Annotated in this window: 11 protein-coding genes and 1 tRNA gene; 9 read left to right on the forward strand and 3 right to left on the reverse strand. The window is 62.4% G+C overall.

The features are described 5' to 3' along the window. The first annotated feature begins 7 nt into the window (after positions 1–7). The 5 genes from ACFE70_RS10195 to ACFE70_RS10215 all read left to right on the forward strand — a co-directional run bounded on the left by ACFE70_RS10195 (position 8) and on the right by ACFE70_RS10215 (position 4,345). Complete coding sequence (locus tag ACFE70_RS10195) at positions 8–664, forward strand: polysaccharide deacetylase family protein (protein ID WP_375417635.1); 657 nt, start codon at positions 8–10, stop codon at positions 662–664. Between the two features lie 221 nt (positions 665–885). Further along, a complete protein-coding gene (locus ACFE70_RS10200) occupies positions 886–1,992 on the forward strand; it encodes a glycosyltransferase family 2 protein (protein WP_375417636.1) in 1,107 nt (368 codons plus the stop codon). Between the two features lie 109 nt (positions 1,993–2,101). Further along, positions 2,102–2,869 carry a TatD family hydrolase gene (locus ACFE70_RS10205; protein ID WP_375417637.1) on the forward strand — a complete coding sequence of 256 codons (768 nt, stop codon included), beginning with the start codon at positions 2,102–2,104 and terminating at the stop codon, positions 2,867–2,869. 117 nt (positions 2,870–2,986) lie between these two features. After that, on the forward strand, positions 2,987–4,075 hold the full coding sequence (locus ACFE70_RS10210) for an asparaginase (RefSeq protein ID WP_375417638.1): 1,089 nt from the start codon (positions 2,987–2,989) through the stop codon (positions 4,073–4,075). A 182-nt stretch (positions 4,076–4,257) separates the two neighbouring features. Beyond that, positions 4,258–4,345: transfer RNA gene (locus ACFE70_RS10215), tRNA-Ser, on the forward strand. Between the two features lie 59 nt (positions 4,346–4,404). On the opposite strand, the gene ACFE70_RS10220 is transcribed toward ACFE70_RS10215, so the two are convergent. Together ACFE70_RS10220 and ACFE70_RS10225 are read right to left on the reverse strand one after the other, a co-directional pair. Next, positions 4,405–5,424 carry an LLM class flavin-dependent oxidoreductase gene (locus ACFE70_RS10220; RefSeq protein WP_375417639.1) on the reverse strand — a complete coding sequence of 340 codons (1,020 nt, stop codon included), beginning with the start codon at positions 5,422–5,424 and terminating at the stop codon, positions 4,405–4,407. Positions 5,425–5,610: 186 nt separating this feature from the next. Next, positions 5,611–6,606, reverse strand: a complete 996-nt coding sequence (locus ACFE70_RS10225; protein WP_375417640.1) for a RimK family alpha-L-glutamate ligase — start codon at positions 6,604–6,606, stop codon at positions 5,611–5,613. A gap of 233 nt (positions 6,607–6,839) precedes the next feature. Here ACFE70_RS10225 and ACFE70_RS10230 point away from each other — a divergent pair, with 233 nt between their 5' ends. From ACFE70_RS10230 to ACFE70_RS10245, 4 genes are all read left to right on the forward strand, one after another. Next, on the forward strand, positions 6,840–8,330 hold the full coding sequence (locus ACFE70_RS10230; protein ID WP_375417641.1) for an AAA family ATPase: 1,491 nt from the start codon (positions 6,840–6,842) through the stop codon (positions 8,328–8,330). A gap of 137 nt (positions 8,331–8,467) precedes the next feature. Beyond that, the gene (locus ACFE70_RS10235; RefSeq protein ID WP_375417642.1) at positions 8,468–9,160 is read left to right on the forward strand and encodes a hypothetical protein; all 693 of its coding nucleotides are present in this window, start codon (positions 8,468–8,470) and stop codon (positions 9,158–9,160) included. Between the two features lie 54 nt (positions 9,161–9,214). Beyond that, complete coding sequence (locus tag ACFE70_RS10240; protein WP_375417643.1) at positions 9,215–10,651, forward strand: MFS transporter; 1,437 nt, start codon at positions 9,215–9,217, stop codon at positions 10,649–10,651. Between the two features lie 95 nt (positions 10,652–10,746). Beyond that, positions 10,747–11,265 (forward strand): DinB family protein, encoded by a 519-nt coding sequence (locus tag ACFE70_RS10245; RefSeq protein WP_375417644.1) that lies wholly within the window; start codon positions 10,747–10,749, stop codon positions 11,263–11,265. Positions 11,266–11,425: 160 nt separating this feature from the next. Here ACFE70_RS10245 and ACFE70_RS10250 read toward each other — a convergent pair whose 3' ends face one another. Continuing rightward, positions 11,426–13,063: an amidohydrolase gene (locus ACFE70_RS10250; protein WP_375417645.1), complete on the reverse strand. Its 1,638-nt coding sequence runs from the start codon at positions 13,061–13,063 to the stop codon at positions 11,426–11,428. Positions 13,064–13,293 lie beyond the last annotated feature (230 nt).

The raw sequence follows: 13,293 nt of genomic DNA on the forward strand, positions 1-13,293 counted from the left end.
CAAAAGAATGCGCCTTGCCGACTGGCTCCTGACTCGCCCGCCCCGGCTGCTGCGCCCGCTGCTGCCCGGCACCGAGTGGACGGCCCCCGCCCGGTCAGCCACTGGCCAACCCATTATATATCTCACGTTCGACGACGGGCCCATTCCGGAGCAGACGCCCTGGGTGCTGGCGCAGCTGGCCGCACACGGGGCGCGGGCCACGTTTTTCTGTGTGGGGGAGAACGTGGCGCGCTACCCCCACCTGGCCCGGCAGGCGCTGGCCGCTGGCCACCGCCTCGGCAACCACACCCAGCACCACCGCAGCGCCTGGGCCACGGGCCGCGCCGCTTACCTGGCTGATGTGGCCGGCGGGCAGCAGGCGCTGGCGCCCCTGCTGCCCGCCGGCGAAAAGCCCTTGTTCCGCCCACCCTACGGCCGGCTGAGCTGGCCGCTGCTGGCGGCCCTGCACCCCGATTACCGGGTGGTGATGTGGTCGGTGCTCACCCGCGACTACGACCCTGATTTAGCGCCCGAAACCTGCCTACGCCTGGCGCTGGCCGCCACCCGGCCCGGCGACATTCTCGTGTTTCACGACAGCCACAAGGCTGCCCGCAACCTGCGCTTCGTGCTGCCGCGCCTGCTGGCCCACTTCGCCGCCGCCGGTTACGCCTTCCAAGCGCTGTAAGCCAGCTGAACGGCGCTGGTTTCGCCGCTCAAACTCAACTTTAGGCGAAATCATTAGTTATGACGGCGGCGCGGCAGTTGGTTGGGCGCTGTGGGGCATTGCCGGTAAGTCGTTCGGGCGGGTGGCAGCGCCGGGTCTGGCGCCCACCGGCCGCGGCCCGCGGCCACGTTGGGGAGTGGGCGGGGGGGTAGGGAAGCCGCCGCGTTGATTTTAGCACAGGTATGGTGTTTTTTGGTATCTATCTGGCCGGCTGGCTGCTGGCTGTGCTGGGATTTGCGGCGCGCCTGGCGGGGCGGGGCGGGGCGGGCGTGCCGCCGGTGCCGCTGCCCCAGTCGCTGCCGCGGGTGAGCATTCTGGTGGCGGCCCGCAACGAGGAGCAGGCCCTGCCGCGCTGCCTGGCCGCGCTGCGCGCGCTGCACTACCCGCCGGAAAACGTGGAGATTTTCGTTGGCGACGATGCCAGCACCGACGGCACCCGCGCCGTGGCCGAGGCGGCCATGCGCGGCTACGAGGGCCGGTTTGCGGTACTTTCCATCAGCCAGACCCTGGGCCAGGCCCGCGGCAAAGCCAACGTGCTGGCCCACTTAGCGCGGGCCGCCACCACCGACTACTTCTTCATCACCGACGCCGACATTGCCGTGCCGCCCACCTGGCTGCAAGGGCTACTGGCCCACGCCGCGCCGGGCGTGGGCACGGTCACGGGCATCACCCTCGTGGAGGGGCCACGCCTGCTCGACCGCTTGCAGGGCCTGGACTGGCTGTTTTCGCTGGGCCTGGCGCAGGTGGCCACCGAGGCCGGCCACGCGGTCACGGCGATGGGCAACAACATGCTCGTGACCCGCGCGGCCTACGCCGCCACCGGCGGCTACGAGGCGCTGCCTTTCTCCATTATCGAAGATTACACCTTGTTTCGGGCCGTACTGGCGCGGGGCTTCGGCTACCGCCACGTGTTCGGGCCCGAGGTACTGGCCGTTTCCTTACCCATCCGGGGCTGGGCGGCGCTGTTGCGGCAGCGCCGCCGCTGGCTGCGGGGAGTCGAGGCGCTGCCCTGGCGGCCGAAGCTGGGCGTGGTGGGCTTCAGCAGCGTGTGGGTGGCGTTGCTGGGACTGGCGTTAGTTGCCGGGCCGGGCGCGGCGCTGCTGGCCTGGGCGCTGAAACTGCTGGTGCAGGGTGCCCTGGTGGCCGCCTGCTTCCGCCGCGCCGGCCGGCCGGCGCCGTGGCACCTGCTGCCCGCCTTCGAGCTATACACCCTGCTGATGGTCGTGACCCTGCCCCCAAGCCGCCTGCTGGTGCGCGGCGTGGAGTGGAAAGGGCGGCAATACAATTAGCAGTTAATAGTGAGCAGTTAACAGTTATTACCCGTTATGACTGCTCGGTAGGCCTTTTCATTGATAGTCAATTGATAACTACTCACTGCTAATTGTTCACTGATTTAACGTGCAGCTAACTGACTCTCACGCCCACCTCTACTCGACCCAATTTGAGGCCGACCGCGCCGAAGCCCTGGCGCGCGCGACGGCCGCGGGCGTGCGCACCATCCTGCTGCCCAACATCGACCACACCAGCATCGAGCCCATGCTGGCCCTGGAGGCACAGGCCCCCACCAACTGCCACGCTATGATGGGCTTGCACCCGTGCTCGGTGACCAAAGACTTCGAGCAGCAGCTCTACGAGGTGGAAAGCTGGCTCAGCCGCCGGCCGTTCGTGGGCATCGGCGAGTGCGGCATTGATTTATACTGGGATAAATCAATGCTCGCCGAGCAGCAGCAGGCGCTGCGCATTCAACTGGAGTTGGCCAGGCATCACCGCCAGCCCATCGTGCTGCACACCCGCAACGCTTTTGCCGAAACCGCCGCTTTGGTTCAGGAAGCGCAGGACGGCACGCTGCGGGGCGTGTTTCACTGCTTTTCCGGTTCGCTGGCCGAAGCCGAGCAAGCCATTGCCCTGGGCTTCAAGCTCGGCATCGGCGGGGTCGTGACCTTCAAAAACGGCGGCTTGGATAAAGTGCTGCCAAACATCGGCCTAGAGCACCTGCTGCTCGAAACCGACTGCCCCTACCTGGCGCCCGTGCCCTACCGCGGCCGGCGCAACGAGCCCGCCTACCTGCCCCTGGTGCTGCACCGCGTGGCCGAACTGCTCGGCCAGGACCCCGCCGCGGTGGCCGCCGCCACCACGGCCAACGCGGCGGCGCTGTTTAGCCTGTAGGGTGCGGGGCTTGCCCCCGCCCGGCGTCCGCGCCAATAGATTAGTATTCCAACAGCGGATGTTCACGCGGCGGGCGGGGGCGAGCCCCGCACCCTACCGCACCGTTTCTTTGCGCCCATGCCTACCCCCACTCCCGCTACCGACCTGCCGCTACTGCCGCTGCCTACCCCCGGCACCGCCGCCGACCCGGCTGTGCTCATCATCTACACCGGCGGCACCGTGGGCATGGCCGTCAGCCGCACCGGCGAGCTGGTGCCGATGCAGTTCGGGCGCCTCGACCGCAAGATGCCGGAGCTGGCCCGCCTGGGCCTGCGCCTCTCGCTGCTGAGCTGGCCCGAGCCGATTGACTCCAGTAACGTCACACCCCAGGACTGGCTGCGGCTGGCTGCGCTCATCGGCCAGCACTACGCTGATTTTGATGGCTTTGTGATTTTGCACGGCACCGACACGATGGCGTATTCGGCCGCCGCGCTGAGCTACGTGCTGGAGCATCTGGGCAAGCCCGTCATCTTCACCGGCGCGCAGGTGCCGGTGGGCCGCTCCCGCTCCGATGCCCAGCGCAACCTCATCACGGCCCTCGAAATCGCGGCTGCCCGCCACCCGCGCGCCCACACCGTGCGCGTGCCCGAAGTCGGGGTGTTTTTCAACGACGTGCTGATTCGAGGAACGCGGGCTAAAAAGGTCGAGAGCCAGCAGTTTGCTGCCTTCAAAAGTGAGAATTACCCACCCCTGGCCCGCGCCGGCATCAGCCTGGAGTTCAGCGATAAAAGCATCCGCCTGCTGCCCGCCGCGCCGCTCAAAGTGCACACCCGGCTCGAAGAAAAAGTGGCCGTGCTGCGCCTGTTTCCGGGCCTGTCGCAGGCCGTGGTCGAGGCCATTCTGGGCGTTGAGGGCCTGCGCGGGGCGGTGCTCGAAACCTACGGCTCGGGCAACGCGCCCACCGCGTCCTGGTTTCTGAGATGCCTGCAAGCGGCCCGCGCCCGCGGCATTCACCTGCTCAACGTGAGCCAGTGCGAGGAAGGCCGCGTCACGCAGGGCACCTACGAAACCAGCGCCCAGCTCACCGACCTCGGCGTGCTCGGCGGCGACGATATCACCAGCGAGGCCGCCGTCACCAAGCTCATGTACGTGCTCGGCCTGGGGCTGAGCGAGGAGCGCACGAGAAGCTTGCTCACCCAGGACTTGCGGGGTGAGATTACGCAGTAGGAGGGGGGTAGGGCATCATCGGTCATCCTGAGCCCAGCGAAGGACCTTGTCATGTGAGAACGAGTTGTTGGTACAATTGTCGTTCAGCGGTGACAAGGTCCTTCGCTGGGCTCAGGATGACCGAAATGAAATTTTAACTCTCAACTTTTACCGCCTAACTTTGCAGGCCTAACCCGCTACCCTGAGGGGTGTCCGAGTGGTCGAAGGAGCACGCCTGGAAAGTGTGTATGGGTCAAAAGCTCATCGTGGGTTCGAATCCCATCCCCTCAGCAAAAAGTCCGTTTGCAGCTTGCAAACGGACTTTTTATTTTCTACCACTGCCAATCCAATCAGGCCAGCACCTGAATAACGGCCTCGGAGAACCGCTCCATTTCCTCCAGCTGCGGGCTGGCTTGGAGCAGGAAAAAATCAACCCCTACCCCCTCGAACGCCGCGATACGGTCCTGGAGCTGGGCGGGCGTGCCGGTCAGGCCCGTGCGCAGGCCGCGGTTCGAGACCGAGTAGTCTTGCAGGGAAACCTGCTGCTCCAGCTGCGTGCCGGCCAGCCACTGCTGGTAATTGGCGTAGCCCGAAGCCGAGGCCTGCACGTTGGTGATGCGGTCCAACTCCTTTTTCACCTCCTGGTCCGTGTCGCGCACTATCGTGTAGCCGGCCACGCCGAACTTCATGGGCGGCAGGCCTTTCTGCTCGCGGCGGCGGCGCATGTCGGCAATGCGGGCCCCGATTTGCTCGGGCGAGTCGCCGTGCATCACGTAGCCGTCGCACTGCGTGGAAATCAGGTCCTTGGCCGCTTCCGACTCGCCGCCGGCGTACAGAAACGGCGCCTGCGCCGGCTTGGGCTGAAGCAGATTATCCTCCACCTGATAGTATTTACCGGCGTAGCTGAAGTGGTCCTGCCGCCAGACGTTAGTCACCACCTCCAGCCACTCGCGGGTACGGGCGTAGCGGTCGTCGTGCTGCTCGAAGTGCAGGCCGTACTTGCTGGCCTCGTCGCGCCACCACGACGACACCACGTTGAGCGAGAGCCGGCCGGGCGCAATCAAGTCGATGTTAGCCGCCTGCTTGGCCAGCAGCGCCGGCTGGTGAAACGTGGGCCGCACGGCCACCATGATTTCGAGCTGCTCGGTGACGGCGGCCAGCGCGGCAGCCGTGCTCCAGGCTTCGAGCGCCGGCGCTTCCGGGCCCTTGATGTCATTCAGATACAGCTCGGCGATGAGCGTGAGGTCGTAGCCCAGCGCCTCGCTGCGCTGGGCTAATTTCTTGACGTAGCTCCAGTCAGTCGGCATCTGCTCGTCCTCGACGTTGCGCAGCCAGCCCCCGAAAATGGGCATCCAATAACCGAATTTCATGGTAGTAAGGTCTTAAAAGGCGCTTATGCCAATTACAAGAACGTCATGTTTATTATAAGAACGTCATGCTGAGCAAAGCGAAGCATCTCTACCGCAGCAGTAATCAGCTTTTCCAGCGATTGAATTGCTTACGCGGTAGAGATGCTTCGCTTTGCTCAGCATGACGTTCTATTGTCATCTGTGTGGTTAAATGCTGACCAACTCCGCCTGGCTAGCCGCCACCGGCGCGGCCGGCAGCTGCGTTTCCAGATAGTCCACGAAGCGGGCATAGGGGTCGAAGCCCACCACCTGCACGGCGTCAGCCACGAAGTTGGACAGCGCGTTCACGTCGTAAAAGAGCACGTCGCCGGTGCGCTCGTCAATCAGGTACTCAATGCCGCCTACGTCAATCTTAGCGGCGGCCACGATGCGCTCCACGGCCGCCACGACTTCGGCCGGCGGCGTAAACGCCTCCACCCGGATGCCTTTCTTAGGTGCCTCGGTCAGGCAGAACTCGGCCGCCGGCTCCTCGGGAATCTGGCAGATTTCGGCCGGGCACAGGTTGAAGCTCTCGCCGGTGGTGTACACCTTCATGGCGTAGAGAAACCGGCCGTTGAGCGTCTCGACGCGGTGAATGTGACCGCCACGAGGCGTCACGTACTCCTGCACCAGGGCCGTCTGGTCGAGGCCCAGGTCAATCTGCTGGTTGTCCACGGCCGCCTGCAAGCCCTCGGGCGTGTCGAAGCGAATAATGCCTGCCCCGCTGCCGCCGATGTTCACTTTCACCACAATCGGGAAGCGCAGCTGCCGGGCCGCGTCCACGGCCCGCGAGGCGTGATTGATGACGAATGACTTAGGGTATTTCAGCCCCAAAGACTCGAACAGCGAGAGCTGCCGGGCCTTGTTCGTCTCAATGGCCGTGGCCGCCGAGCCGTTGATGATGCGCACGCCCAGCCGCTCCAGGTGGGTGGCGAAGCCGGCGGTGTGAAAAATGCCCTGCCCGTGCCCGCGCAGGTAAGCCGACGAACTCATCCGGTTCACCACGAGGCTGTAGCGGCTCTCTTTCTCAGCCGGGTCAAATAGGTGATGGGCGGCGTCGATTTTTTCATAGGGCAGCCCGCGGCGGTCCAGCTCGGCGAAGAGCGGCTTAAACCAGTCGGGGTGCTCGAAGTAGATGCCAATGGGCTTTTGGAGGGTAGGCATAGGAAGAGGGGGTAGGCGTTATAAATTGGAAGTAGGCAAACAAAGCAGCCGCGAAAACGGCGCGGCCAGGTTCAAGTAGAGAACCAGAGAGTGGGCAACTGCGAAGGTAAGAACACATAAGAACCCAGTAAGGAACCGCGAGACTACTTAAACCAGCTCTGCCCGACTAGGTTGGTCCTCATTAGCTCCGGCTTCTCAGCCCAAAACCCCGTTCCTTTGTTGCCGCGCGGCGTGTGGCGCTGAGCTTCTGTAATGGCGAGTTGTCGCCGTTTGATATGACTGATAAAAAGCAAACCCCGCCTCCGGCCTACTTCCTCTCCCTGAGCCTGGAAAACGTGCGCAGCTTCGGGGAGAAGCAGACGATATACTTTACTAGAGATGGAAAAAAATTTCGGAACGCTACTGAAGACCATGAAGGGGATGGAAAGCCAGCACAATGGACAATTATTCTTGGAGACAATGGCGTGGGAAAAACAACAGTGCTAAAGGCCCTAGCGGCATTAATGCCGAGCAACACAGTTTCTATTCCTACAAAAACTCCCAATGGAATGTCTTTTTTCGCTCCATCATACTTTGAAAACTGGGGTCATAATTGGGCTGCTATGCGCCACAAGGGTAAGGGTAGGGAAATCATAAGCTATATGATGTATGTGGGGTGCAGAGAAAAAAGTCTTATAAAATTTAATAATGAGCGTGATGGCACCAAAACAAACCAGTTTATGGCTCATATTCAATTCACCTACCTTAATGCTAGGGGAAACGGCCACTCATACTCATTGGTGGACGGGACAGCGCAAGGGCTGGTATGCTACGGCTATGGTGCTGGTCGCACTGTTGGCAACTCAATAATAGGTGAAACTCCTTCGGCTACCGATACTTGCGCCAGTCTCTTCGATGACCGCGCCGACTTGCTCGACCCGCAAGAATGGTTTCTAAATGTAGATTATGGTAGCAAGTTGGCAGGCGAGCAGGGCAAACAGCTATCCGAGGCCCGTGACCGGGTAGAGAAGATGTTAATACAAGTATTGCCCGGTGTCACGAAGCTGCAAATTATTGCCGCCGGCACCCCGCAAAAGCCGCAGATAAGCCTGCAATTCCTGCTGCACGATACGTGGGTGAAGCTGCGCGACTTGAGCTTGGGCTACCAAACTTTGGTCGTCTGGCTTACTGACTTAGCTAGTAAGCTCTACGTGCGTTATCCGGAAAGTGAAAATCCGCTGGCTGAGCCGGCCATTGTGCTCATTGATGAAATCGACCTGCACTTACACCCGCGCTGGCAGCGGGAGTTGCTGGCTTCATTGAGCAAAATATTTCCTAATACGCAGTTCATTGCTACCGCTCACAGTCCACTGGTAGTGCAGGCGGCCGGCGACGAAGGTGCCAATGTGGTACTGTTACGCCGCGAGGGCGACCAAACAGTGGTCGTGACCGATGTAGAGGACGTGCGTGGCTGGCGCGTTGACCAAATTCTAACCAGCAGCTTCTTTAATCTCGAAACTGGTCGCTCAGTAAAAACTGAGGAGAAACTAGCTCGCCAAGCCAAGTTGCTCAACAAGACCCGGCTGACAGCCAAAGAGCGGCAGGAACTAGAAACCCTCACGCTAGAATTGGAGGGCCAACCTATGGGCAGCACAGGAGTTAAAGCTAAGCAGGAAGAAGCCGAACTACTACGGCAAATAGCGGAGCGGTTGGGCACGAACCTCTCCAACCTAGCAACGGAATAATGATTCGGGTACGGAAAGCGGCAGTGCCTCCCGCACTGCTCATAGCAGCGAGCACTGTAGCGGCTCGCCTCGCCCTCGAAGCCCAATACGATGCGGACCCGACCGCTTGCCGTGCGCCACGCAACCGCCGTCTTCAGGTGTCGGCGACGCTATATAACGACGTGACAGTGAAGCAGCAACTCATCGCCGACCAGGCAGGAAAGTGCTGTTACTGCGAAGCCTATTTACTACATGTCGGCTACGGCGATGTAGAGCACTACCGCCCCAAGAATGGGTTCCGGCAAGCGCCGGGCGCCAAACTGGAAAAGCCCGGCTATTACTGGTTGGCCTATGACTGGACTAACCTGCTCTTTACTTGCAAGCGGTGCAATGTGGGGCACAAGCGCAGCTATTTTCCGTTGGCTAACCAGGCGACGGGCCGGGCGCACTCGCATCACGACCCCCTAGCGCGGGAGCGGCCATTACTGCTGCATCCAGTACAAGATGACCCCGCCGGCCACATTTGGTTTCGTCGGGCAGTAGCAGTAGCCGTTCGTAAATCTCCTCGTGGCCGCGCCACTATTGCTTTTTGCGGACTCAATCGCAAGAAGACGCTCGAACAGCGGCGGACTTTCCTCGCGCACATGGAAAGCCATGATTTGATGGCAGAGAAGAATATTGCAACAATGTCCGCAATTGATTTAGTCCGTGAAATAGCCAAATGTGGCTCAGCGCAAGCCTTGGTGCGGCGCATTCTACAAGCGAAGGCCATTTGTGAGCAGGCAGCCCTCGACTCTGCCGAGTACGCCGGGATGGTACGCGCCAACTTCCCGCATCTGTCTGCCATCTAAGCAAACCGCGCTACCTTGGCGGGCCGGTATTACCGTCCCATTACCCCGCCATCCATGTCGCCCGCTGCCGAAATCCCTACCCCCCCCGCCGTGCCTAAAGACGACCGGCGCATCACCCGCGGCTGGACGTTCTACGACTGGGCCAACTCGGTATATCCGCTCGTTATCACGAGCAGCATCTTCCCGATTTACTGGTCCAGCATCATCAAGCAGATTACGGCCACGGAGAGCGGGCAGAGCCCGGTTGAGTTTCTGGGGCTGCGCGTGCCGGGTTCGTCGCTGCTCAACTACGCCATCTCATTTTCCTTTCTGCTCATCGCGCTGGTGAGCCCGTTTCTGACGGCGCTGGCCGACTTTTCGGGGCGCAAGAAGCTGTTTTTGCAGGTGTTTTGCTACCTGGGGGCGGCCTCGTGCGCAGGGCTGTTTTTCTTTTCGCCCGCCACGCTCACGCTTTCCACGTTCATCTTTGTGGCCGCCACGGTCGGCTTTTCGGGCAGCATCGTCTTTTATAATTCCTATCTGCCCGAAATCAGCTCCGAGGAAAAGTTTGATTCGCTTTCGGCGCGCGGCTTTTCGATGGGCTACGTGGGCTCGGTGATTCTGCTGGTCATTTGCCTCGTTATCAATCAGTTTCATGACGCCGTGGGCGTTTCGGCGGCGCGGGCGGCGCAGCTCTCGTTTCTGCTCACGGGGCTGTGGTGGGCGGGCTTCGCCCAGATTCCGTTCCGCACCCTGCCCGCCGACCCCGGCCGCCCGGCCGGCGCGACGGCCAGCACCGACGGCTGGCTGCTCAATGGCTTCCGGGAGCTGGGCAAGGTCTGGGACCAGCTGGCCGGGCTGCCCACGCTCAAGAAGTTTCTGCTGGCCTATTTCACGTATAATATGGGCGTGCAGACGGTGATGTACGTGGCCACGCTCTTCGGCACCGACGAGCTGCACCTGCCCGACCAGGCCCTGATTATCACCATTCTGCTGCTGCAAGTCGTGGCTATTCTGGGGGCCTGGCTCTTTGCCAAACTCTCCGCGCGCATCGGTAACACCCGCGCCCTGAGCTGGGCCGTGTTCATCTGGATGCTGATTTGCATTGCCGGCTACTTCGTGCAGGCCGGCTGGAGCTTCTACGCCCTGGCCGCCGTCATCGGCCTCACGATGGGCGCCGTGCAAAGCCTGAGCCGCTCGACCTATTCCAAGATTATTCCCGAGAATACGCCCAATACGGCGGCTTTTTTCAGCTTTTTCGACGTGACCGAAAAGCTGAGCATCGTCATCGGCACGGCCGTCTTCGGCATCATCAACCAAGTGATGGGTTCGATGCGCTACAGCATCCTGGCCTTGATTGTGTTCTTCGTGCTGGGGCTGTTTTTCCTGCTTCAGCTGCGCGGCAAGGCCCTGCGCGAGCCCGTGACGGCCGCGCCGGACGCCACGTTTCCCGGTCCGCCGCCCGCCTCGCCCGTAGCGAGCACGCCGGCCGCGGTGGGGGGTAGGAAATAGCTTATCCTACGAAAGGGCGGACCGGCCCGCGCGGCCGGTCCGCCTTTTCAACGCATCACTTTCAACTCACACCTCATAACTCACAACTCCAAGGAATGCACACCTCTTCTCTTCAGCACAACATCCTCGCCGAGCTTGACCACGAGCTGGCCACGACCCGCAAAGTCCTGGAGCGCGTGCCCTTCGAGCAGGCCGACTACCAGCCCCACCCCAGGAGCATGAAGCTGGTACAATTAGCCACGCACGTGGTGAACCTGCTGGCTTTCAAGACCTTATTCGTACAGGCCGACTCGCGCGATTTTCTCGACCAGAACGCGCCCAAGCCCGGCCCTACCCCCACTTCCCGCGAGGAGCTGCTGGCCCGCTTCGAGGACTACAGCGCCCAACTGCGCCAGGCCTTGAGCGAGAGCGACGACGAGAAGCTAACCCAGCCTTTCCAGCTGCGCCGCGGCGAGCAGGTGCTCATGGAGCGGCCCAAGGGTGCGGCCTTGCGCATCATGGGCCTCAACCACAGCATCCACCACCGCGGGCAGCTCACGGTTTACCTGCGCCTGCTCAATATTCCGGTGCCCGGCATCTACGGCGGCAGTGCCGATGAGCCCGGTATTTTTTGAGGCAGTGAACAGTCAGCAGGGAAGCGGTCAGCCCCAGCGGGGCTACCTATTGGCTGAGAAACAGGGGGTAGGGAGTTATTAAAACCCCAGCGGGCCAATCCCCTGGCTGCGCGGTTCGCATAGCCAGGGGATTAGCCCGCTGGGGCTCACCTGCTCGTTGTTAATTAGTGATTAAATAAACCCGTTCGCCACCAATCCAGGTTTGTTGCACCTGAATATTGCGCAGCTTTTCAGGGGATGCGGTCAGCAAGTCGGTTTTGAGGATGATGAAGTCGGCCAGCATTCCGGGGCGAATCTGACCCTTGCGCTGGTCCTCGAAGGCGGCGTGGGCGGCCCAGGTGGTCATGCCGCGCAGCGCGTCGGCGCGGGACAGGGCGTTTTCGGGTTGAAAGCCGCCGGGGGGGTAGGCGCGGGCATCCTGCCGGGACACGGCGGCGTGGAAGGTGTAGAAAGGGTTGATGTTTTCGACCGGAAAGTCCGTGCCCAGCGCCACTTGGCCGTACTGTTTTTGCAGGGCCCGGAAGGCGTAGGCCGTGGGCAGGCGCCGGGCGCCGAGCCGCTCGCCGGCCCAGTACATGTCGCTGGTGGCGTGAGTGGGCTGCACCGAGGGCACGATGCCGAACTGCCCGAACTTGGGCACATCGGCCGGGCTCACCACCTGGGCGTGCTCGATGCGCCAGCGGCGGTCCTGCTGCCCGGCCAGCGCCTCGCCGTAGATGTTGAGGATGAGCCGGTTGGCGGAGTCGCCGATGGCGTGGGTGTTCATCTGAAACTTGCTGGCGGCCAGGCGCTTGGCCAGGGCGCGGTACTCGGCCACGGTGCGCAGCAGAAAGCCAGTTTCGCCGGGCTTATCGGAATAGGGTTGGAGCAGGCTGGCCCCGCGGGAGCCGAGCGCGCCATCGGCGTACACCTTGAATGAGCAGACGGTGAGCTTATCGGAGAAGGTTGGGCCTTTCTTGAGGTAATAGTCCAGGTTGGCCGGCGTGGGCGTAATCATGGCGTAGAGCCGCAGCCGGAGCTTGTTTTGAGCTTGCAGGGCAGCCAGCTGCTCAATCACCGGGCGGTCGAGGCCAGCGTCGGCGAGGCTGGTCAGGCCCACGGCCAGGCAGTTGCGCTGGGCTTGCAGCAGGGCTTTTTCCGTTTCGAGGGGGGTAGGGGCCGGCAGCTTGCTTTCTACTAATCCTACCGCGTTATCCACCAGCAAGCCCGTCAGCCGGCCTTGCGCATCGCGCGCAATCACGCCGCCGCTGATGGGCGTCTGGGCAGTGATGCCGGCCAGGTCGAGGGCTTTCTGGTTGACCAGCGCGGCGTGGCCATCGACGCGCTCGATGAAGACCGGCGTGGTGGGAAACAGCCGGTCCAGGGTGTCCTTGCTCGGAAAGCGCTTCCCCGGCCAGTCGTTCTGGTCCCAGCCGCGGCCGGTGAGCCAGGCCGCGCCGGCGTGGCTTTTGCGGTGCGCCGTGAGCCGCGCCACCGTGGCCGCCCAGGAGGTTGCGCCCACCAAATCGGCCTGCGCCAGGGTCAGGGCGTAGCCGTAGAAATGGCAGTGCGCATCATAAAAGCCAGGATAAATAAACTGCCCTTGCGCATCCACTTCCCGCTTCCCCTGAAACCGCTGCCGAATGGCCGCCGAGCTGCCCACGGCCACAAACCGGCCGCCGCGCACGGCAAACGCCCGCGCCTTGCTGAACGCCGAATCGACGGTGTAAACCGTAGCGTTGTACACCACGAGGTCGGCCGGCTGGCGAGGGGGGGTAGGGACTTGGGCGCTGGCCGCGGGGCCGGCTAGTAATAGCAATAAGGAAAGAAGGCGTAAAATCATGCGGCAAGATGGCCCCGAAAAAGGGAGCCGGCCTTGCTGCGCCGCTGCCGTGACTTTGCGGGGCGGGAGGGGGGTAGGGATTTCAGGCCCCGTCGTCCGGCTGACAAAGCGGCGGCTAAAACCACGCTAAGCCTACTAGCTGGCTCACTTAGCTGGCTCACTTGCCGTCGTACTTCAGCGCCTGCTGGCGGTAGTATTCCTGAAGC

The organism is uncultured Hymenobacter sp. (assembly GCF_964243305.1).
Classification (GTDB): domain Bacteria; phylum Bacteroidota; class Bacteroidia; order Cytophagales; family Hymenobacteraceae; genus Hymenobacter.